General features: G+C 61.2%; 23 protein-coding genes and 1 tRNA gene. 14 read left to right on the forward strand and 10 right to left on the reverse strand.

What is annotated here, in order from left to right; all coding sequences use genetic code 11:
- The first annotated feature begins 65 nt into the window (after positions 1 to 65).
- The 5 genes from DVJ77_RS07235 (at position 66) to DVJ77_RS07255 (ending at position 7,179) form a co-directional block, all read left to right on the forward strand.
- Entirely contained in the window at positions 66 to 1,193 is a 1,128-nt protein-coding gene (locus tag DVJ77_RS07235) for a LysM peptidoglycan-binding domain-containing protein (RefSeq protein ID WP_114844831.1), read from the forward strand.
- A gap of 96 nt (positions 1,194 to 1,289) precedes the next feature.
- Positions 1,290 to 2,432: a DNA-processing protein DprA gene (gene dprA / locus DVJ77_RS07240; protein WP_114844832.1), complete on the forward strand. Its 1,143-nt coding sequence runs from the start codon at positions 1,290 to 1,292 to the stop codon at positions 2,430 to 2,432.
- Between the two features lie 127 nt (positions 2,433 to 2,559).
- Positions 2,560 to 5,076 carry a DNA topoisomerase I gene (locus DVJ77_RS07245; RefSeq protein ID WP_114844833.1) on the forward strand — a complete coding sequence of 839 codons (2,517 nt, stop codon included), beginning with the start codon at positions 2,560 to 2,562 and terminating at the stop codon, positions 5,074 to 5,076.
- 53 nt (positions 5,077 to 5,129) lie between these two features.
- A complete protein-coding gene (gene tsaC, locus DVJ77_RS07250; RefSeq protein WP_114844834.1) occupies positions 5,130 to 5,702 on the forward strand; it encodes an L-threonylcarbamoyladenylate synthase type 1 TsaC in 573 nt (190 codons plus the stop codon).
- Between the two features lie 100 nt (positions 5,703 to 5,802).
- Entirely contained in the window at positions 5,803 to 7,179 is a 1,377-nt protein-coding gene (locus tag DVJ77_RS07255) for an AMP-binding protein (RefSeq protein ID WP_114844835.1), read from the forward strand.
- 162 nt (positions 7,180 to 7,341) lie between these two features.
- Here DVJ77_RS07255 and blaOXA read toward each other — a convergent pair whose 3' ends face one another.
- Positions 7,342 to 8,175 carry a class D beta-lactamase gene (gene blaOXA, locus DVJ77_RS07260; RefSeq protein ID WP_162791403.1) on the reverse strand — a complete coding sequence of 278 codons (834 nt, stop codon included), beginning with the start codon at positions 8,173 to 8,175 and terminating at the stop codon, positions 7,342 to 7,344.
- 415 nt (positions 8,176 to 8,590) lie between these two features.
- On the opposite strand from blaOXA, the gene purD reads away from it, so the two are divergent.
- Positions 8,591 to 9,871: a phosphoribosylamine--glycine ligase gene (gene purD / locus DVJ77_RS07265; RefSeq protein ID WP_114844837.1), complete on the forward strand. Its 1,281-nt coding sequence runs from the start codon at positions 8,591 to 8,593 to the stop codon at positions 9,869 to 9,871.
- Positions 9,872 to 9,878: 7 nt separating this feature from the next.
- On the opposite strand, the gene DVJ77_RS07270 is transcribed toward purD, so the two are convergent.
- A complete protein-coding gene (locus DVJ77_RS07270; RefSeq protein ID WP_114844838.1) occupies positions 9,879 to 10,304 on the reverse strand; it encodes a GFA family protein in 426 nt (141 codons plus the stop codon).
- 162 nt (positions 10,305 to 10,466) lie between these two features.
- Between DVJ77_RS07270 and DVJ77_RS07275 the strand changes: the two genes are divergently transcribed.
- Positions 10,467 to 12,341 (forward strand): MFS transporter, encoded by a 1,875-nt coding sequence (locus DVJ77_RS07275; protein ID WP_114844839.1) that lies wholly within the window; start codon positions 10,467 to 10,469, stop codon positions 12,339 to 12,341.
- 44 nt (positions 12,342 to 12,385) lie between these two features.
- Here the strand turns inward: DVJ77_RS07275 and ampE are convergent, their stop codons facing one another.
- The 8 genes from ampE to DVJ77_RS07315 form a co-directional block, all read right to left on the reverse strand.
- Complete coding sequence (gene ampE, locus DVJ77_RS07280) at positions 12,386 to 13,255, reverse strand: regulatory signaling modulator protein AmpE (protein WP_114844840.1); 870 nt, start codon at positions 13,253 to 13,255, stop codon at positions 12,386 to 12,388.
- A gap of 50 nt (positions 13,256 to 13,305) precedes the next feature.
- Entirely contained in the window at positions 13,306 to 14,262 is a 957-nt protein-coding gene (gene nudC, locus DVJ77_RS07285) for an NAD(+) diphosphatase (protein ID WP_114844841.1), read from the reverse strand.
- Between the two features lie 20 nt (positions 14,263 to 14,282).
- Positions 14,283 to 14,666, reverse strand: a complete 384-nt coding sequence (erpA, locus tag DVJ77_RS07290; protein ID WP_114845273.1) for an iron-sulfur cluster insertion protein ErpA — start codon at positions 14,664 to 14,666, stop codon at positions 14,283 to 14,285.
- A 46-nt stretch (positions 14,667 to 14,712) separates the two neighbouring features.
- Positions 14,713 to 15,132, reverse strand: a complete 420-nt coding sequence (locus DVJ77_RS07295; protein WP_114844842.1) for a bactofilin family protein — start codon at positions 15,130 to 15,132, stop codon at positions 14,713 to 14,715.
- The gene (locus tag DVJ77_RS07300; RefSeq protein ID WP_114844843.1) at positions 15,132 to 15,869 is read right to left on the reverse strand and encodes a DUF6776 family protein; all 738 of its coding nucleotides are present in this window, start codon (positions 15,867 to 15,869) and stop codon (positions 15,132 to 15,134) included. The genes DVJ77_RS07295 and DVJ77_RS07300 overlap by 1 nt, the downstream gene beginning before the upstream one ends.
- Before the next feature lie 110 nt (positions 15,870 to 15,979).
- Positions 15,980 to 16,450 carry a bacterioferritin gene (gene bfr / locus DVJ77_RS07305; protein ID WP_114844844.1) on the reverse strand — a complete coding sequence of 157 codons (471 nt, stop codon included), beginning with the start codon at positions 16,448 to 16,450 and terminating at the stop codon, positions 15,980 to 15,982.
- A gap of 148 nt (positions 16,451 to 16,598) precedes the next feature.
- Complete coding sequence (locus DVJ77_RS07310; protein ID WP_114845274.1) at positions 16,599 to 16,805, reverse strand: (2Fe-2S)-binding protein; 207 nt, start codon at positions 16,803 to 16,805, stop codon at positions 16,599 to 16,601.
- Between the two features lie 56 nt (positions 16,806 to 16,861).
- Complete coding sequence (locus DVJ77_RS07315) at positions 16,862 to 17,425, reverse strand: RNA pyrophosphohydrolase (RefSeq protein ID WP_114844845.1); 564 nt, start codon at positions 17,423 to 17,425, stop codon at positions 16,862 to 16,864.
- Positions 17,426 to 17,606: 181 nt separating this feature from the next.
- On the opposite strand from DVJ77_RS07315, the gene DVJ77_RS07320 reads away from it, so the two are divergent.
- The 7 genes from DVJ77_RS07320 (at position 17,607) to DVJ77_RS07350 (ending at position 21,079) form a co-directional block, all read left to right on the forward strand.
- Positions 17,607 to 17,683 (forward strand) — tRNA-Met (locus tag DVJ77_RS07320).
- A 110-nt stretch (positions 17,684 to 17,793) separates the two neighbouring features.
- The gene (gene queD, locus DVJ77_RS07325) at positions 17,794 to 18,156 is read left to right on the forward strand and encodes a 6-carboxytetrahydropterin synthase QueD (protein ID WP_114844846.1); all 363 of its coding nucleotides are present in this window, start codon (positions 17,794 to 17,796) and stop codon (positions 18,154 to 18,156) included.
- Between the two features lie 55 nt (positions 18,157 to 18,211).
- Positions 18,212 to 18,703: a phasin family protein gene (locus tag DVJ77_RS07330; RefSeq protein ID WP_225427882.1), complete on the forward strand. Its 492-nt coding sequence runs from the start codon at positions 18,212 to 18,214 to the stop codon at positions 18,701 to 18,703.
- A gap of 252 nt (positions 18,704 to 18,955) precedes the next feature.
- Positions 18,956 to 19,321 carry a hypothetical protein gene (locus DVJ77_RS07335; protein WP_225427883.1) on the forward strand — a complete coding sequence of 122 codons (366 nt, stop codon included), beginning with the start codon at positions 18,956 to 18,958 and terminating at the stop codon, positions 19,319 to 19,321.
- Positions 19,322 to 19,324: 3 nt separating this feature from the next.
- Positions 19,325 to 20,158 carry a F0F1 ATP synthase subunit A gene (atpB, locus tag DVJ77_RS07340; protein WP_114844848.1) on the forward strand — a complete coding sequence of 278 codons (834 nt, stop codon included), beginning with the start codon at positions 19,325 to 19,327 and terminating at the stop codon, positions 20,156 to 20,158.
- A gap of 73 nt (positions 20,159 to 20,231) precedes the next feature.
- Positions 20,232 to 20,498 (forward strand): F0F1 ATP synthase subunit C, encoded by a 267-nt coding sequence (gene atpE, locus DVJ77_RS07345; RefSeq protein ID WP_114844849.1) that lies wholly within the window; start codon positions 20,232 to 20,234, stop codon positions 20,496 to 20,498.
- Positions 20,499 to 20,608: 110 nt separating this feature from the next.
- Positions 20,609 to 21,079: a F0F1 ATP synthase subunit B gene (locus DVJ77_RS07350; protein ID WP_114844850.1), complete on the forward strand. Its 471-nt coding sequence runs from the start codon at positions 20,609 to 20,611 to the stop codon at positions 21,077 to 21,079.
- The last annotated feature ends 3 nt before the right edge of the window (positions 21,080 to 21,082 follow it).

A 21,082-nucleotide genomic window follows, 5' to 3' on the forward strand; every position in this document is an offset into this window, starting at 1 on the left:
CCAGTTGCGGGCATGGACTGTTCGGCTAAACTCGCCCGAGCTTCAGGGGGTGGGGATTCTCGTTCATGATAAGAAAGTCCGTCGGACTGTTGGCCGGCATGCTGGTCACCGTCGCTGTTTACGCTGCGGGTGCGCAACTTCGCACCGATCATCCAGATACCTATACGGTGCGCCGTGGCGACACCTTGTGGGGTATTTCTGCGCGGTTCCTGTCCAAGCCCTGGTTGTGGCCGGAGATCTGGCAGGCCAATCCGCAGGTACAGAATCCGCATCTGATTTATCCGGGTGACGTGCTCAACCTCTCCTTCGTCAACGGGCCGCGGCTTAGCCTGCAGCCGCGGGTGCGCACCGAGGGTGAGGCGATTCCGGCGATCCCGCTGGCGCAACTGCGCATGTTCCTCAAAGACATGCGAGTGGTCGATTCCAACCAGATCCGTGAGGCTCCTTACGTGGTCGGCATCGAAGAGGGTCAACTGCGCGGCACCAGCGGCCAGAACCTCTACGTGCGCAATCTGAAGACCGAGCCGGGTCAGCGCTGGGCGATCGTGCGGCCGACCCATGTATTCCGTGGCTTCGGTGCGCAAAAGGGTCACGACCAGACCGATGACCTGGTTGCGCACGAGCTGGACAGCAATGTCAGCATGGTCAGCACGCCGTGGAACGAGAACTTCCGCGACGATGGCCATTACGGACGCGGCAAGGATCTGGGCGTCGAAGTAGCGGTGATCGGTACGGCCGAGACGTTGCGCACCGGTGATCCCTCGACCTTGTTGCTGCTCGATTCCAACATGGAAATTCGCGCGGGCGATCGCATCTTGCCGGTCGACGACAAGCCTTACGACCCGTATTTCTATCCGCACGCACCCAAGAGTGCGCCGAGCGATGCGCATGTGATCGCATTCACCGATGCGATGGATGCGGCCGGCTCTCGCCAGGTGATCGCGATGTCGATCGGCTCAAGGGACGGCGTGGACAATGGCCAGACCTATGCGATCTATCAGCCGGGTCAAACCATTAACGACGACGTCGCCAGCAACAGTTGGCGTCGCGGCACCGGTAAAGAAGTCACTTTGCCGGAGGAATTCGTCGGCCATGTGATGGTATTCCGCACCTTCGACAAGGTCAGCTATGGCCTGGTGATGGACGGCTTGAAGCCGGTGCATGTACGCGATCACCTCAGGACGCCGGAGTAAGAAACCGCTCCGACGGTCGATTTTCAGCGATCCCTGACACAACGGCGCGGCATCCCCGCGCCGTTGTCGTATCTGTCCTGCCCGTAGACTGCGCGCATGAGCGAAGTCGACACATGGCGAACCTGGCTGACGGTGCTGCGCACACCCGGACTGGGGCCGGGCGGGTTGCGCGAGCGGCTGCTGGCGGCAAACGGCGATATCGACATCGTGCTGGCGCAGTTGCGGCGTCACCCGGCGCAGCTCGGCGATGAGGCAGCGGCCTGGCTGGATCAGCCCGACGAAGCGCGATTGGCTGCCGATCTGGCCTGGCTGGCCGAGCCAGGCCACCGGCTGCTGTGCTGCACGGAGGCCGATTTTCCGCCGCAATTGGAAACCATTCCGCAGCCCCCGGCGGCGCTGTTCCTGGCTGGCGATGCCAGTTTGTTGCTGCATCCGCAGGTCGCCATCGTTGGCGCCCGCAGCGCCAGCGCGGCGGGTTTGGCCCATGCCCGCGGCTTCGCTCGCGAGCTGGGCTTGGCGGGTTTTACGGTGACCAGTGGCATGGCCGACGGTATCGACGGCGCGGCGCATGCCGGGGTATTGGATGCAGGGCTGGCCACGGTGGCAGTGATGGGCACCGGGCCGGACCGGGTCTATCCACGCAAACATCATGCATTGGCGCGGCGGATCGCGGCCCAGGGCGTGCTGGTTACCGAGTTTCCGCCGGGCACGGCGGCCCGTGCCGACCACTTTCCCCGGCGTAACCGGATCATTGCCGGGCTCGCGCTGGGCACGCTGGTGATCGAGGCCGGGCTGCAATCGGGCTCGTTGATTACCGCGCGTTTGGCCGGCGAACAAGGGCGAGAGGTGTTCGCGCTGCCCGGTTCCATACATAATCCGCTGGCTCGCGGTTGCCATCGGCTGATCCGCGACGGCGCGCGGCTGGTGGAAAGCGCCAGCGAGGTGGTCGAGGCGCTTGCACCGGCGGCGGTCGCGCTGGGCGTTGAACTGGCGAGTCGTTTGAGTGGGCGTGAGGGCCGTAAGGATGCGGTTCCCATGGCTGGCGCGAGCGGTTGGCGCGGCGATTCGGACTACCAACGGTTGCTGGAGGCCCTGGGCCACGATCCGGCAGCCTTGGATGAGTTGGTGGCGCGCACCGGTCAATCGGCGGCGGCGCTGTCTTCCATGCTGCTGATGCTGGAGCTGGAGGGTATGGTCGAAGGCTTGCCCGGCAACCGTTACCAACGTCTTGCGCACTGAGCGAAAGTCGTGTTTCACCACATTTTTACACGATCCAGCTTGACAGCCGTCGAGCTGGCGTGGTCTCACTATATATATATGTCCGTTGCCCCTGGCGGCGGTGGTCCGTTTGTGGAAGCCCAGTTTCATGGCAAAAAACCTGCTCATCGTTGAGTCGCCGGCTAAGGCCAAGACGATCAACAAATACCTCGGCAAGGACTTTCAGGTCCTGGCCTCCTACGGTCACGTGCGTGACCTGAAGCCGAAGGAGGGCGCGGTAGATACCGAGCATGACTTTGCCATGGCCTATGAAGTGATCGAGCGCAACGAGAGGCATGTCGACGCCATCGCCAAGGCCGCCAAGCTCGCCGACGACATCTATCTGGCGACCGACTTGGATCGCGAAGGCGAGGCTATCTCCTGGCATATCAGCGAGATTCTCAAAGAACGCGGCCTCACCAAAGGAAAGAACCTGCATCGGGTGGTGTTCTCTGAAATCACCCCGAAAGCGATCAAGGCGGCGGTGGCTAACCCGCGTCAGCTCTCGCACGACATGGTGGATGCGCAGCAGGCACGCCGTGCGTTGGATTACCTGGTCGGTTTCAATCTGTCGCCGGTGCTGTGGCGCAAGGTACAGCGCGGCTTATCGGCCGGACGCGTGCAAAGCCCGGCACTGCGCATGATCGCCGAGCGCGAAGAAGAAATCGAAGCCTTCAACGCCCGCGAATACTGGACCATCGAAGCGTCGCTGCGTCACCCGGAGAATGATTTCACCGCCAGGCTGACCAAGCTCAACGGCAAGAAATTCGAACAATTCGACCTTACCAACGAAAGCGATGCGCTGGCCGCGCGCGAAGCGTTGAAAGAGGCCGCGCATGGCCGGCTCACCGTCAGCGAAGTCGGCAGCAAGGAGCGCAAGCGTCGCCCGGCACCGCCGTTCACCACCTCTACCTTGCAGCAGGAGGCCGCGCGCAAGCTGGGTTTCTCCACCAGCCGTACGATGAAAGTCGCGCAAGGCCTGTACGAGGGCGTGGCTCTTGGTAGCGAGGGCAATGTCGGTCTTATCACCTACATGCGTACCGACTCCACCGCGCTGTCCGATGATGCGGTGACCGAGTTGCGCCAGCTTATCGAGCGCGACTATGGCCGCAAGGCGTTGCCGGACGGCCCGCAGGTGTACCGCACCAAGTCCAAGAATGCGCAAGAAGCGCATGAGGCCGTGCGCCCGACGTCGGCCCTGCACACGCCGCGCGACGTGGCCAGCTTCCTCAATGACGACCAGCGCAAGCTGTATGAGCTGATCTGGAAGCGCACCGTAGCCTGCCAGATGATCCACGCCACGATGAACACCGTTTCGGTGGATTTCGCGCTCAATCAGGTTGCCGGCGGCGCTGCCGCGTTTCGCTCCACCGGTACCACCATTGTCGATCCGGGCTTTCTCGCCGTGTACGAAGAGGGCCGCGACCAGAAGAGCGCCGATGACGACGACGAAGGCCGGCGCCTGCCCAAGTTGACCGTTGGCGAGCACGTGGCCTTGCACGATATCGCCGCCGATCAGCATTTTACCGAGCCGCCGCCGCGTTATTCCGAGGCTAGTCTGGTGAAGGCGTTGGAAGAGCATGGCATTGGCCGTCCCTCGACCTACGCCAGCATCATCCAGGTCTTGCTCAATCGCGAATATGTCCTGCTCGATAGCCGGCGCTTCAAGCCGACCGACGTCGGCCGTGCCGTGAGCAAGTTTCTGACCCAGCATTTCACCCAATACGTCGACTACGACTTCACCGCCAAGCTCGAAGACGAACTCGATGCGGTCAGTCGTGGCGAAGAAGCCTGGGTGCCGCTGATGGAGCGCTTCTGGGTGCCGTTCAAACAGCAGGTGGACGAAAAAACCGAATCGGTCGATCGCAACGAAGCCACCGGTGCGCGCGAGCTGGGTACCGATCCGAAAACCGGCAAGCCGGTATCCGTGCGCCTGGGCCGCTTTGGACCTTACGCCGCGATCGGCACCAAGGACGACGAGGACAAGCCGCAGTTCGCCAGTCTGCGTCCCGGCCAGAGCATGCATACCATCACCCTGGAGGAGTCGCTGGAGCTGTTCAAGCTGCCGCGTAACCTGGGCCAGGCCGAGAATGGGGATGAGGTCAGCGTGGGTGTTGGCCGCTTCGGCCCCTTTGTGAAGCAAGGCAGCACCTACGCTTCGCTGAAGGCCGAGGACGATCCGTACACCATCGAATTGCCGCGCGCGCTGCAAATCGTGCAAGAAAAGCTGGAGATGCTGGCCAATCGGCTGATCCTGGATTTCGGCAATGGCGTGCAGGTACTCAATGGCCGCTACGGTCCTTACATCACCGATGGCGAAAAGAACGCGCGTATCCCGAAGGATCAAGAGCCGAAAGAGCTGACCGAAGCACAATGCCTCGAACTGCTCGCCGCCGCACCGGCAAAAAAGAAAGGCCGTTTTGGCGCGAAGAAAACTGCAACGAAAAAGGCAGCGGCCAAGAAAGCTGCGCCGGCAGCGAAGAAGGCGGCGACTAAAAAAACCGCCACCAAGAAGACGGCGACCAAGAAAGCCGCGACCAAGGGCAGCGCAGCTAAAAAGACCGCCACCAAAAAAGTGGCCACCAAGAAGGCGGCAAGCAAGAAAGTCGCCGCCACCGATGCCTAAGTGTTGCCCTCCCCTTTATCGGGGGAGGGACGCAAACCATTGACAGGCTCCCTGTGCCCAAGCACTACACCCTTGCTGAAGTCGATGCCGCCGCCACGCTACTGCGTAGCGGCGGCGTGCTGGCCTACCCCACCGAGGCGGTATACGGCCTTGGCTGCGATCCACATCAGCAAAAGGCCCTTGAGCGCCTGTTCGGGTTAAAGCAACGGGCATCGACGCAGGGGGTGCTACTGATCGCCGCGGACTTCGAGCAAGTCGCCCGCTATATCGATCTTGCCGCCGTGCCGGAGGCCATCCTGGCGCAAGCGCGTTCAAGCTGGCCCGGTCCGGCGACCTGGATCTTTCCACGGACTGCCGAAGTGCCCGATTGGGTGGCCGGCGCACATGCCGGTATCGCGCTACGCGTTACCGCGCACGCTCCCACGATGGCTTTGTGCCGCGCGTTCGGTGGTGCCCTGGTATCGACTAGCGCGAACCCGCATGGCGAACCACCGGCTCGATCGGCTGAAACCGTGGCCGCGTACTTCGGCGATGCACTCGATGGCCTGCTTGACGCACCGTTGGGCGGACAGGCTCAGCCAAGCACCATTCGCGATGCGCTGACCGGCGTTATCATTCGCGGCTGACTTGTGCGGCAACGCACGCCAGGGGTCTGTCGGGCCAGGGCTGCTTTGCAATCGGCCGGCACCGGTTCAACAGACGCCTGGACTGCTTGTGGAGAATGGATTGACTACTGACGCCTATCGACGCGCCCGCCTGGCCCCGGAGTTACCGCTGCTGATCGCCCGCGATCCGCAGCGCGTGCTGGCATGGCGCGACGGCGAAGCGATCAGCGCGGTGCGTTTTCACGCCCATGTGCGACAGGTGGCGGCGCGGCTGCCAACGGGTATCGCCGCCGTCAATCTGTGTGAGGACCGTTACAGCTTTCTCGTTGCGTTTTGCGCCATCGCCTTGCGTGGGCAGGCCAACCTGTTGCCGCCATCGCGCGCACCGCAAGCGGTGAACGAGGTGATGGCCGCGCATCCGGGTTGCTATGCCGTGGGCGAACAGGTGGCGGACCCCGCGCTGCTTCATTATTGGCAGCTACCGCTGCTGAATATGGCGTCGCTGACGCCAGAGGATTTCGCACTACCGCTGATTCCGGCAAGCCAGATCGTCGCGATCGGCTACACCTCCGGCTCCACCGGTACACCCCAGGCCAACCCCAAGACCTGGCGCAGCTTTCATGCCAGTAACGCGGGTAATCTGGCCATGCTGCAAGCCACGGTGGGCGAGCGTTTCCATGTCGTGGCCACAGTGCCGTCACAGCATATCTACGGCCTGGAAATGTCGGTGCTGCTGCCATTGCTGGGCGAGATCAGTGTTCACGCCGGACGCCCTTTTTTCCCCGCCGATGTTGCCGTTGCCCTGGCCGAAGTACCCGAGCCGCGCGTGTTGGTCATTACGCCCGTACATCTGCGCGCCTTGGTTGAATCTGGCGTTGAGCTGCCACCTGTCGCCGCGATGGTATCGGCCACTGCGCCGATGCCGCCCGAGCTGGCATGTGCCGCCGAGCAGCGTTTTGGCGCGCCGCTTCGAGAAATATTCGGTTCGACCGAAACCTGCGCTTTCGCTACTCGGCGTACTGCCCAGAACGAAGCATGGTCGCTATACGATGGGGTCAGCCTGCATCCGCAACCCGACGGCACCTTGATCGAAGCGCCGCAGTTGGAGCAGCCGCTGACGCTCGCCGATATAGTTACTTTGCAAGAGGGTGGCCGATGCTTTCAGTTGCGTGGCCGACACGCCGATATGCTGGAGATTGCCGGCAAGCGCGCTTCGCTTAGCGATCTCACCCGCCGGCTGTTGGCGATACCCGGCGTGCAGGACGGCGTGGTGTTTCAGCTCGACACCGCCGACGCGATAGGCGTGCGCCGCATTGCTGCCCTGGTGGTCGCGCCAGGGCTGGACGAACACGGCATTCTCGATGCGCTGCGCCGATCGATCGATCCGCTGTTTCTGCCACGGCCCTTGCGACGGGTCGATACCCTGCCCCGCAACGAAACCGGCAAGCTGCCCCGCGCCGCGATGCTAGCCCTGCTCGACCAACACCACGAACCGTAGGTTGGGGTGAGCAAAGCGAACCCCAACAAGCCACGGCAGGGTTAACGTTGAGCGCCGTGTGGGACGCCAAGTTGGATGCCATGTTGGACGTAGTGTTGAGCGCCACGTTGGGGTTCGCATGCGCTCACTCCAGCCTACCTTCGCCGACGACGCGGTTGCGGATCAAATTTCTCGCGGCAAAGCGCCCAATTGCCTCAGCAACTCTTTCGTCAACGGTACCCGTTTGGCGCCATCGCTCGTAGCCGACAGGTCGAGATTCATCGCGAAAAACCAGCGACGGCCGTCGCGTTCCACCCAGCCCACATACCAGCCGATGTCATCATTCGCGGCGTTCTGCGCGGCATGCGTACCCCAGCCGGTCTTGGCGTGCAGTACATAAGCGGGCATCGATTCGGTGATGCTTATACGTCGTACGGTTTCCTGTGCGCGGGGCGAGAATGGCAGTTTGTCGTCGGCCAGCCGGCGCAAGAAATCGATCTGCTGCTCGGCCGAGATGCGCAGCTTGCCGCTAAGCCAGAACATGTCGATGCCGCCGCCGATGTCGCGATTGCCGTAGCCCGCCTTGTCGATCCATTGCTGCATGCGCTCCTGGCCCGCGCGGCGTGCGACCTCCTGATAGAGCCACACGGTGGAATAGCGCATCCCACTAGCCAGACTCTGATCGCGGTTCCATTCGGCAAACGGTTTGCCGTCGATGCTGCGCACCTTGCCGTCCCAGCGAATCACCTCGTACTCGTCTTTCACCGCAGCGGTATCCAAAGCCACCAGCGCGTTGAACAATTTGAAGGTGGATGCGGGCAGATAAGGGTGCTTGGCGCGCTCCGTATCCAGCACGTGCCAGGTATCGGCCCGCTCGTCGTAGACCAGCAAGGTGCCGTGAGTATTGGCTTCGGCGAAGGCTTTGGCCCATTCGGGATGCTCTTGCCATGCCGCGGCGTGTATCCGTAACGGAAGGATCAGCAAAAGCGGTAAAGCGGCGAGCCAGTGCGGTTTCATGGCGGTTTCCGGGGTGGGGGAGACGAGCATAGCCATCCCTGTGGGCACGGTGCGGCTCGATCCATGGCAAACCTCGGGCAGGACACCCTTAGAGCCTGTTCAAAGTCTCCCCGTGGCCCGCGCCGGGAGCTGTTTGCGCGCAGGACAAGGAAGAATGAAAGAGTGTACGTCGGTACACGACTGAGTGATGACGCGGTCATGGGTGCAAACAGCCCCGGCCCGAAGGGTTGAGCCGCTGTGGCCGCCATGCGCCAGCGCGCGGCTTGACCTGACGGCCAGTCAGGCGCTGCGCCACGCACTACCACCTGACGGCCACAGCAGCTCAACGCGGGCTACGGGGAGACTTTGAACAGGCTCTACAATATGCCCCTGCGCTCAAGTCGGTCAGCGCTATCTCTACGTATTCGGAGCAGGTATGAAAGTTCTCGTTATCGGCAGTGGCGGTCGCGAACACGCACTGGCGTGGAAGCTCAAGCAGTCGCCACGGGTGAGCGAAGTGATTGTTGCCCCCGGTAACGCCGGCACCGCACATGAGCGCGGCGTGCGTAATGCGGATGTGGCGGTGACCGATCTGGACGGCCTGTTGCGGCTAGCGCGCGAAGAGAAAGTCGGGCTGACCGTCGTTGGCCCTGAAGTGCCGCTGGTGGCTGGTGTCGTCGATCGCTTCCGTACCGCCGGTCTGCGTATTTTCGGGCCGCGTGCGATTGCCGCGCAGTTGGAGGGCTCCAAAGCCTTCGCCAAGGATTTCCTGCTACGCCACAACATACCTACCGCACGCTATGCGGTGTTCACCGAACTCAATCCGGCCTTGGCCTATGTGCGTGAGCATGGCGCGCCGATCGTCATCAAGGCCGATGGTCTTGCCGCCGGCAAAGGCGTGGTGGTGGCGCTGACCCTTGCCGATGCGGAGCTGGCGCTGCACGACATGCTTGGCGCCCACGCCTTCGGCGACGCCTCCGCGCGCGTCGTGATCGAAGAATTTCTCGATGGCGAGGAAGCCAGCTATATCGTGATGAGCGATGGCAGCAACGCGTTGCCCATGGCGAGCAGCCAAGACCACAAGCGTCGCGACGAGGGCGATCTAGGCCCCAATACCGGCGGCATGGGCGCGTATTCGCCGGCGCCGGTGGTCACCGCCGAGGTCGAGAAGCGCATCCTGAAGGAGGTCATCGAGCCGACCTTGCATGGCATGGCTGCCGAAGGCGCGCCGTTTATCGGGTTTCTGTATGCCGGCCTGATGATCGATAAGCACGGCGCACCGAAAGTGATCGAATTCAATGTGCGTTTCGGCGACCCGGAAACCCAGCCGATCATGATGCGTTTGAAATCCGACTTGGTCGAGCTGATCGAGGCAGCTCTCGATGGACGTCTACATGACATCGAGGCGCGCTGGGATTCGCGCCCATCGCTAGGCGTGGTGCTGGCAGCGGGCGGCTATCCAGGCAAGGTGCGCAGCGGTGACGTCATTGAAGGCCTTAACAGCGATTTCGGCGCGGACGTGAAAGTGTTTCACGCCGGCACCCAGCTCGATGCGCAAGGCCATGCCGTCAGTGCGGGCGGCCGTGTGCTGACGGTTTGCGCGCTAGGCAAAGATATTGCCGCCGCACGCGAGCATGCCTATGCCGCGGTCGGCAAAATCCATTACGAAGGCGTTTTCTGCCGCCGTGATATTGCGCATCGCGCCTTGCGGCGTTGATCGCTGATTAGCTGGGCATCTCGGGATGCTGCGGCAGGTTGTCGGCGAGTACCAGCCATGCCACTTTTCGCGATGTCCAGATGTGTTCGGTGGGGGCGAAGCTATCGGGATCGTCCAGCGAGCCGAGTGTGACAGCCAGGGCGTGCGGATTACTGATACGTTCGGAGAACAGATGGCTGCCGCATTGTGGGCAGAATCGCCGCATCAGATCAGCGGAGGAGCGGATTTCGGCGGGGCTGCCCTCGATCGTCACGGCTCCTTTGGCAAACAACGCTCTGGCGAAGAAGGCCGATCCGGTGGCTTTCTGGCAACGGTGGCAGTGGCAGATACGCACGTTGATCGGCTCACCCGTCACCGTATATCGCACAGCGCCGCAGAGGCATCCGCCACTACGGCGTAAAGAAGTCGTTTCATTGGTTGGACGATCGCCCATGATGGTCTCTCTCGACTGATTCAGGCAGATGATTCAGGCAGACAGTCTGGGCGGGCTGGTTACCCGCTGCAACTAGGGTGCTGATCGCCCAGCCACGCGATTTACGTGCATGCGCAAGACGCATTCGGCTAGGCTGTGCCGATCCATCGGAAGGGACATCGCATGAGCCAATTCGTCTTGCTAGGCCGTCGCCGCTTCGCGCCGTTTTTCTGGACGCAGGCGCTGGGTGCGTTCAATGACAGCGCATTCCGTAATGCCATGGTCATGTTGGCCGCGTTTCAGATGGGGCTGCCGACGAGCCAAGTGTCGCTGTACACGAATCTCGCGCCGGCGTTGTTCATCCTGCCCTACTTTCTGTTCTCGGCCACGGCCGGTCAGTTGGCTGAGAAGTTCGAGAAGACGCGAATTATCCGTTACGTAAAGCTGTTCGAAATCGCTGCGATGGTGCTGGCGGCCTACGGCTTTCACGCGCATAACCTGCCATTGCTGCTGCTGGTGTTGTTCCTGATGGGGGTGCATTCGACGGTTTTCGGGCCGATCAAGTACGCCATCTTGCCGCAGGCATTGAAGTCGACCGAGCTTGTCGGCGGCAACGGTCTGGTGGAAATGGGCACGCAACTGGCGATCCTGATCGGCATGGTGATCGGCAATATGCTGATGCAGATGGTCGGCATCGGGCCGTATCTGTCGGCAGCGTTGACGATCGGCGTGGCGGTAGTGGGTTATTTCGCCAGCCGCTCGATTCCGCCCGCTCCGGCCACCGCGCCCGAGCTGAAGTTCAATTGGAATCCGGTAAGCGAAACGGTGCGCGTACTCGGCATTACACGCAGCGACCGCGCGGTGTTCAACGCCGTACTCGGCATTTCCTGGTTTTGGTTCTTCGGTACCGTGCTGGTGGCGCAGCTACCGAACTACACGAAGCTAAATCTCGGGGGCGACGCCTCTGTGCAAACGCTGGTGCTGACGTTGTTCTCGCTGGGCACCGGCATCGGTTCGCTGCTATGCGAAAAGATGTCCGGCAAGCGCGTCGAGATCGGCCTGGTGCCGCTGGGTGCGTTTGGTTTGACGGCGTTCGGTGTCGATTTGTTTTTCGCCCGACATGGCGCTGCACCGCTGCAGGGGCTGACATGGTGGTCGTTTCTGCAGGCTGCCGGTAGCTGGCGCATTGTGCTGGATCTCACCCTGATCGGCGTGTTCGCCGGTTTCTACGTCGTGCCGCTGTTCGCCTTTGTGCAGGCGCGCACACCGCGCGAGCGGCTGTCGCGGGTGATCGCCGGCAATAACATCCTCAATGCGCTGCTGATCGTGTTGGCCTCGGCATTTGGGCTCGGGCTTAGCCTGATCGGCTTCAGTGCGCCGCAGATCTTCCTCGCCGCGGCGCTGCTCAACGTATTGGTGGCGGTGTATATCTTCACCCTCGTGCCCGAGTTCCTGATGCGTTTCATCACCTGGGTGCTGGTCAATACGCTGTACCGCATTCGGGTGGACGGCATGCAGCAGATCCCCGAAGAAGGCCCGGCGCTGCTGGTCTGCAACCACGTCAGCTTTATGGATCCGCTGATCCTGATGGCCAATCTGCGCCGGCCGGCGCGCTTCGTGATGTATTACAAGATTTTCAATATCCCGCTGCTCAAGTTTGTTTTTCGTACCGCCAAGGCGATTCCTATCGCCGGGCAAAAGGAAGATCCGGCGGTGTTGCAGCAAGCTTATGACGCGGTCGATGCCGCGCTGGCCGATGGCGAACTGGTTTGTATTTTTCCAGAGGGCGGGTTGACTCGTGACGGTGCGGTTGCGCCGTTTCGGCCGGGTATCGAAAGGATTCTCGCGCGCCGCCAGGTGCCGGTGGTGGCCATGGCATTGCGCGGTCTGTGGGGCAGCATTTGGAGTCGCCGCGATTCGATGATGCATCGCGCGCGTTTGCCGCGGCGCTTCCGTGCGCGAGTGGAATTGGTCGTCGATGCGCCGCGTCTGCCCGGACAGTCGGATGCGCAATTGTTAGAAGCGCGGGTGCGCGAACTGCGTGGCGATTTTGCTTAAGGGCTGCGCTGATTCAGGCGTGCCCTGATTCAGGGTGCCCCGATCTAGCTAAGCCAACCCGCCAATACGATCAACGCGACCACGCTCAGCCAGGCCAGCAGCGCACGTAGCAGGGCGCTGCGCAGGCGCATCAATTCAACCAGCGGATCGCTGCGCTCTTCCGCGTAGCCATCGCCAGCGACGATATCGATCAAGATATCGGCACGTGCGGCAGCGCCCAGAAAGCCAGGGCCGTCGCGATACCAGCCGTTGGGTACGGGATGTTGATGCCAGCGGCGCCATGCACCGATGACGGCATCCCAATGGCCGACCAGCGCGAGGGTGAACACCATCAGTTGAGCGGGTACCCAGTCCAGTGCATTGGCTATGGCGCGGGCCAGCGTGCGTGCGTGGGTATCCAGGGTCAACGAGCTGTCACGGCCGAGGGTCTGCGCCAGCCGATAGAGCAAAGCGCCGAACGGACCGAGCAAGAAGAACCACAGCAGTACGCCAAAGCGCCGGCGCAGTGCGGCGTAAACCACCGCCTCGCCAAGCTCGGGCGCACGCCAGATCACCGCCTCGCCGTCTTCGCCTAACGCCTGCGCTGCCGCTTCACGGCTGACGGCATCGGGTGCTTTCAGGATGGCTTCAAGATCGGCTTCATAGGCATGCGGGCCAAAGCAGTACAGCAAGACCACCAGTGAAAAGGCCAGCCGCAGCAGGTTGGCCATGGGCAACATGCCTAGTAGCCATTGCACGACCAGGCAGGCGGCTAAAGGCAACAGCAAGGTCAGTACGACCCGGCCGGGGCCGCTGGTGTCCCCTAGCTGCGCCACCCAGCGGCGAAAGCCGCCATCCCCGCGCCAATGCGCGAGTTGCGGCATAAAGTGCAGCAGGCCCAGGGCGATAAGGGCGGTAAGCAGGCTGATTGCCATGGATGGGGACTCCCGGTCGTTGCACGCATTGTAGCCGGGCGGTCGCAGACTTAAGCGGTTCTGACCAGTGCGTCGAGATCCAGCCCTGCGCGTTGTTGCAACCAGTGCGAAAGCAACTGATAGGAGACCGACAATCGCGTGGATGCAAGGAAGCTGCCGTCGGCAAGGCCGTCGACGATTTGTTGCGGGGTAAACCAGCGCGCTTCTTCCAGTTCGCGGTCGCGCAGGTGAATGTCGGGCGAGATGGCTTTGGCGGTGAAGCCGACCATCAGCGATGCCGGCAGCGGCCATGGCTGCGAAGAGTGATAGTGAACCTCGCCGACAATCACCCCCGACTCTTCGGCGATCTCGCGGCGCACCGCGTCTTCCAGTGATTCGCCCGGTTCGACGAAGCCCGCCAAGGTGGAATAGCGCCCCTTGGGCCAGCCGCTTTGGCGACCGAGCAGACAGGCACCGTCGTACTCGACGATGGCGATGATGGCCGCGTCGGTACGCGGAAAATGCAGGCGGCCGCAGTCGTCGTTGGTGCATTGGGCGCGATGGCCGGCGGCCACCAGGATCAACGGCGCGCCGCAGCGCGCGCAAAAGCGTGTCTCGCGTTGCCAATGCGCCAGGCCTTTGGCGTAGGCAAACAAGCCTGCCTCATCGGCAGGCAGCAGTAAGCCGGCCTCGCGCAAGCCCATGCGGCGTGCGCCGAGCCGCGATTCAAGTTCGCTGGCGCGATCGTTGTCATCCAGCGCCAACAAGAAATGCGGCCGTTGCTCAGCGAAGCCGAGCAGGCTGACACGCAGGTCGCCAAGTATTTGTTCGCGCTCGCCCGCATTGAGCCAGCGCAGCGTTTCGTGATCGGGCAACAGATACGTTTCGCCCAAGGCATCGAGCAGCAGAAATCGCGCATCGGCCGAAGCGGCCTGTGCACTCACCCACGCCGCTTCGTCGCGTCGTTCGGCGACGCGGTCGAGAATCAGGCTGAGGCCGGCGAAAGTGTTGGTACGCGGCGAGGTCATGCAGGCCTGCTGAAGGTGGCTCAAGCGGAAAACGAAGAGCCGCAGCCGCAGGTGGTCTTGGCGTTGGGGTTGCGAATGACGAACTGCGAACCGCTCAGGCTTTCGGAGTAATCGATCTCCGCGCCAGTGAGGTACTGCAGCGAGAGCGGATCGACCAGCAGGGTCACGCCCTCGCGATCCAGCGCAAAATCGTCTTCCGCCTGCGCTTCGTCGAAGGTGAAGCCGTATTGGAAACCCGAGCAACCGCCGCCGCTGATATACACGCGCAGCTTCAGTGCCGGGTTGCCTTCTTCGACGATCAGCTCGCGCACTTTATGCGCGGCAGCCACGGTAAACACCAACGGAGCGCCGACGTTGCGGTAATCCGGGGCAAAAGCGGCGGGAAGAGGGACGATGGTTTCCATGGCGCGGATATGGGGTTGCAGCGAGGCAAGTGCAAGCATAGCGCGTTCAGGCAGGCATCGCCTCGCCGATATCGGGGGCGGGCAGTTCGTGCTGGGCTTCGGCGATGCGATGAGTGATACGGCCGTTCACCTGGGCGCCGGCAGCCATTTCCAGGGTGCGGTAGTGGACATCGCCGGCAATCCGCGCCTGCGGCGCCAGCTCCAGCCGCTGGTTGACATGAATGTCACCCTGCACCTGGCCGTTGATGATGGCATGCGGGACCCGAATTTCACCCTGCACCTGGCCATGTTCGCTGAGTGTGAACACCGCATCGTCGCCTTCAGCCAAAACGGCGCCTTCGATACGACCGTCCAGGTGCAGCGCACCGCTGAAGCGCAAATCACCGCGAATGACGGTGCCATGTGCAATCAGGCTGGTGTCATGACTGGCGTTGTTGCCGTGCTCGGCACGCTTACGGTTGAACATTACGGGTTCCCTTGAGTAGTAGTGTCGCCGGACAAGGCATCGGTCCACGTGGCGGCGCGGTTGGTGGCCTCATCGCCGTTGGGTTGAGCTTTGATGAGCAGGCGGGTTGGGTGGAAATCCGCCGGCAGCACGAAAGTGGCATGCAGCGATTGAAAATATTTGAAACGGAACGGCAAGCCGTCTTTTTGCGCGACGTCGCCAAGCGCGGGCCAATCCAGCCGTTGCACTTTGTCGCCGTGCAGACCCTCGATGCTGATGGTGACCTTGCCGCTGATTTCCTCGCCGCGCTTGGCGTTTTGAGTCAGGCTGAGGTTGATATCCCAGGCATGAGCGTCGGGTACCGGTTTTAGCCGGATCTCCTGCACTTTAAGGCCTTGCCGCTGAGCGTCGCTGCCGACCAGTCGCGAATAGAACCCCAGGTCCGCACGCAGGCCGTTGATCTCTTCTTCGCGCTCGGTCATGGTGCCTTGTAAGGCACGGGTGGCGACGTCGGTGACTTGCTGGGAGCGTTGCAGGTTGGCGACTTGCTGTTTCAGCGCCTCGTTTTGCTCTGTCAGTTCGCGGGTTTGCCGCTTGTCGATGGCCGCCGGCGTGGCGCGCCGGACCATGCTGCTGACGATGAGGCCGCAAAGCAGCAGGCTTACCAGCCACCCGAGAGCTAGCCACAGCAAACGACGACGCAGGTCTGCGTCGTCGTGCTGGCGCACCACAAAGCGCGGCGGCGGGCGTGAAGCCATGCTGGCTGTTCCAGGGAAAAGCCAAGGTATAGCCCCGCTGCAGCGGGAGCGTCAAGGAACCGTGCCGCAACTTTAAGCCGCCGCGCAGGATGCGGGCGGCTCTTGTGCCATCAGCTTTCGATCTTGCTCAGAAGATATCGTTCGGCACCGATGTCTTTGACCAGGCTGAATTGCGTTTCCAGCCAGTCGATGTGCTCTTCTTCGTCGTGCAGGATGGTCTTGAACATGTCGCGGCTGACGTAGTCGGCCACGCCTTCGCTGTAAGCGATCGCATCGCGCAGATCTTTCACCGCTGCCATTTCCAGATCCAGATCGCCCTGGATGCACTCAAGCACGTTTTCGCCGATGCGCAATTTGCCGAGGTGCTGCAGGTTGGGCAGGCCATCGAGGAACAAAATGCGCTCGATCAGATGATCGGCGTGCTTCATTTCTTCGATCGACTCTTTGTATTCGTGCGCAGCCAGTTCGCCGTAACCCCAGTCCTTGAACATGCGGTAATGCAAGAAATACTGGTTGATCGCGGTCAGTTCGTTGTAGAGCACCTTGTTGAGGAACTCGATGACCTTGGCGTCGCCTTTCATGGCTGTCTCCGGCTGCAAATTATTAAGCCGTGACTATACGTACTCTTAAAGAGCTATGGCGAAACGCGAATAGGAGTGGTTTTCCGCTGCGCCAAGACGTTCGTGCATAAGCACCGAGCCATTGACGTCGAGCTGCCCTGGCGAAGGATCAGGCGGTGAAGATCGGTAGCTGGTGAAGCACTTGGGCCACCGCTTTATCGAGCGTGGCGCGGGCCTCTTGTTCACAGCAGCCGCAGCAATCGGAGCAACCGGTGCGCGCCTGCAATTCGGCAAAGCTGTGCACCCCATCGGCCGCAACGCGGCGGATGTCATGGTCGGTGACGGCATTACATAGGCAGATATACATGGCGCGTATAAGAACGCGAATGCGAATGATTGTCAACAATCGAGGGTCAAGGGTGATACACGCGTTCAGGCGGCGGCGCAATCCTTGCCCGGACCCGTTGCAAGCTCGGTATCGGCACTGCATGGATGGGGCAGGCCGCCCAATTCGACGCACAACAGGGTTTCCACCAGCGGTGCGAATTGGCGCAGTGCGCGTTCGTAAACCTGGCGTTTGAAGTTGACCACATGTGCCGCCGGGTACCAGAAATCCACCCAGCGCCAGATGTCGAACTCCGGCTTCTCGCAGGCATCGAGCCGCAAGGCGTCTTCGGTGCTGACCAGCCGCAGCAGAAACCACACCTGTTTCTGGCCAATGCACATGGGGCGCTGATGATGGCGGACATAACGATGGGGCAGCTTGTAGCGCAGCCAGCCTCGTGTGCTGGCAAGCACTTCGACATGCTGCGCGCCTAGCCCGGTTTCTTCTTCCAGCTCGCGATACATGGCTTCCAGCGGTGTTTCGTCACTACGCATGCCGCCCTGAGGAAACTGCCAGCCGTCACGATTGACACGGCGCGCCCAGAATAGTTGACCGTCTGCGTTCAGCAGTACGATCCCCACATTCGGACGGTAGCCATCAACGTCGATCATGTCGCCTCCTCGGGTACGTCGGCGCGGCATCATGCGGTGAGTGCGCCACTACCCGTTGCTGATTCAACCACAGCGCCCGAAGTGGCGGCAAGCCGGTGGACTTGAACCGAAATGGCGGGACGACTAAACTGCGCGGCCCTCGACCGAATCAGATGCGATTTGGTTCGATGCAGGTTTCCGTGGCTAGGTAGCTCAGCTGGTCAGAGCGCGGCACTCATAATGCTGAGGTCGGCGGTTCGATCCCGCCTCTAGCCACCATTTCTCTTTAGATTCTGTCCCAAGCGTTTCGGCATGTGCCGCTACGCTGGCCGGCTAGTGACGTTGTCGAGCCGGCCGATGGCCGATCCGCGCTTAACCGGGGTGACGGTATGCATATCTTCAAGGTTTTCCAGATCGAGGCTGCCCATCGGCTGCCTAACGTGCCGGCGGGGCATAAGTGCGCGCGATTGCATGGGCACTCGTTTCGCATCGAAATCCATGTTCGCGGCGAGCCGGATCCCAAACTCGGCTGGGTGATGGACTTTGCGGACGTCAAGACAGCCTTTGCGCCGCTCTACGATCAGCTCGATCATCATTACCTCAATGACATCGACGGGTTGGACAATCCCACCAGCGAAATGCTGGCGCGCTGGATCTGGCGGCGCCTGGAGCCGGGCTTGCCGGGTCTGGACAAAGTGGTCGTGCATGAGACCTGCACGTCGGGCGCGAGCTGCAGCCGGGATAGCTTTTGACGCATTGCAGAATCATGACAAATTTGTTTAATCAATTGTCTTGTATGAATTTTTCTTGAATGTTTCCCACGTCAGAAAAAAATATATTGCATTGCACAAAAAAACTGCTAGGCTTTACTCCACCAAACCCACTCCCGTTCGAGGGACTAAAGCCATGACGCAGCAAATCAACTCCCAAGTTTTTGCCTACACCAAGCAGTTGACCGACAGCGCTTTCAAGGCGCAGTCCCTGGTTCTGAAGAGCCTGGAGAAGTTCGCCGAGCTGCAGCTCAGCGCGCTGGAGAAGCAGGGCCAGGCCACCACTCATTTCATCACCGAAGCGCTGGAAACCCGTGACGCTGACGGTCTGCGCAGCTTGTGGGAAAAGGGCGCCAGCCTGAACCGCGAGAACGCTGAGCGCGCTGTCGCCGTGACCCAGGAAATCATCGCGGTGACCCAGAAGACGGCCGAGTCGCTCAATGCGCTCGCCCAGGAACAGCAGCAGGCTGCCAACGATGCCGTTGCTGCGCCGGCTGCTGCAGCAAAGAAGGCTGCTGCCGCTAAGTAATCGCTCAAATCATCGAGCTATATCGCGACTTCAACGGTTGCGAGCAGGGCCGGACTTACGTCCGGCCCTTTTCTTTGGCCGCTCTTGCGGCCGGGTGTCTCGTCTTCAGTGATTTTGTGGCTTAACGGGACAAGATGTCGCAGTTGCTTCGGCTTGTCGCTCCAGCGGCCCCACTGATATACTTTTTGGGATTGGACCGTGGCCCGTTGCTTGAATGGTGCCGCCTAGTGCGAAACCGCGCGGGAGCTTCACGTGCTCAATAGTCTTGCCTCTGGGCGTCGTCTTGCATTGCGCATTATCTTGCTGCAATTGTCCATGGCGGCTCTGCTGGGCCTCGTCTTCCTGACGCAAGGACGCCGCGAAGCACTAGCGGCCTTTGCGGGCGCCGCAATTGTGGCGCTGGGTACCGCGCTGCTGGCTGCGCGTACGTTCTCCGGATTGGGCGGTGCTGGCTTGACGATGGGTCGCTTGATGTCGGGTATGGTCTTGAAATGGATGGCGATCCTCGGGGGACTGGTCGCTATCCTGGGTCAATTCAAATTGCCGCCGCTAGCTGCCATAACGGGGCTGGTGGCTGCTTACGCAATAAATCTGCTGGCATTTAGATTCAAGGGTTGAGACATGGCAAGTGAGCCGCAGGGCGGTCTAACCGGATACATCCAGCATCACCTGAATCACGACGTCGTGAGTTTGGGTGATAGCGCATTCATGAAGATTCATGTGGATTCGCTATTGGTGTCCTTTGTGCTCGGCGCAGTGTTCTGCCTGTGGTTCTGGCTGAAGGCCCGTAAAGCTACCTCCGGTGTGCCGTCCAAAGGCCAGGCTTTTGTCGAGATCATCGTCGAGTTCGTCGATACCCAGGTAAAAGACACGTTCCATGGTGACCGCCGCACGATCACCCCGCTGGCGTTGTCGATCTTCATGTGGGTGACCTTCCTCAACACGATGGACTTGCTGCCGCTCGATGCTCCGGGCTGGGGCGTCAAGACGCTCGCCGGCGATGAGGCAGCTCATCACACTTTCTTCCGTTGGGTGCCGACAGCCGACATCAATACGACGGTAGGCCTCGCCTTATCTGTATTCTTCATCATCATTGCTCATGGCATGAAGGCCAAGGGTGCGCTCGGATTCGGCAAAGAGCTGATGACGGCGCCGTTCCACGCGGACAACCTGGTGGTCAAGATCATCCTGGTGCCGTTCAACTTCTTGTTGAACCTGGTGGAATACCTGTCTAAGCCGGTGTCGCTCGCCATGCGACTGTTCGGCAATATGTACGGCGGCGAATTGGTCTTCATGCTGATTGCGGGCTTGTTCGCCAGTTGGTTGAGCTTCCTGCCGGGTGTGTTGTTCAACACCGCATGGGCGATCTTCCATATTCTGATCATTCTGCTGCAGGCGTTCATCTTCATGATGCTGACGATTGTCTACATCGCGACGGCGCGCGAGCACCACTAAAGCTTCATCCAGATTTCGCTTCATCTCGTTTCGTTCTAGCCAACAACCCTTTATTGATTTACAGGAGAACACCATGGAACTCATCGCACACGTACAGGGCCTGACCGCCATCGCCATCGGCATCATCATCGGCTTGGGCGCCCTGGGCGCTTGCTTGGGTATTGCCATCATGGGCTCCAAGTTCCTTGAGTCGGCTGCTCGCCAGCCGGAGTTGGTGCCGCTGCTGCAGGGCCGTATGTTCCTGCTCGCCGGTCTGATCGACGCTGCATTCATTATCGGTCTGGCCGTGGCATTGCTGTTTGCCTTCTCGAATCCGCTGATCAGCGCCCTGCAGCACTAATCGGTATCGATGGTCTGTAAAGGCCAATCGAAGCAGATTCGTGTCATCGCAGCCGTCAAACGTTGCGATGACAAGCAGGTTCACCGCGTTCGGGAGTTATTGGAAAGCTCATGAATATTAATCTGACTTTCCTGGGCCAGATGGTGTCATTCGCCATCTTGGTCTGGTTCACCACCAAGTTCATTTGGCCGCAGCTCAATCACGCGATTGAAGAGCGGCAGAAGAAAGTCGCCGAAGGTCTGGCGGCTGCCGAGCGCGCGCGCGCCGAACTGAAAGATGCCGATGCCAAAGTGGCGGTCGAGATCAAGCAGGCTCGCCAGCAGGCAACCGAGATCATCGATAAAGCGCAGCAGCAGGCCAACCAGATTGTCGACAAGGCTCGTGCCGATGCCGTCGCCGAGGCGGTTCGCCTGAAGGCCGCCGCCGCCGATGACATCGTCAGCATGCAGCAGCGCGCTCGCGAAGAGCTGCGTGGCTGGGTGGGGCGTTTGGCGGTGCAGGGCGCCGAGAAAATCGTGCAGCGTGAAATCGACGTGTCGGCCCACAAGGCCATGCTCGACCAGCTCGCCGCCGAGATCTAAGCC

The sequence above is a fragment of the Dyella tabacisoli genome (assembly GCF_003350925.1).
Lineage (GTDB): Bacteria > Pseudomonadota > Gammaproteobacteria > Xanthomonadales > Rhodanobacteraceae > Dyella_C > Dyella_C tabacisoli.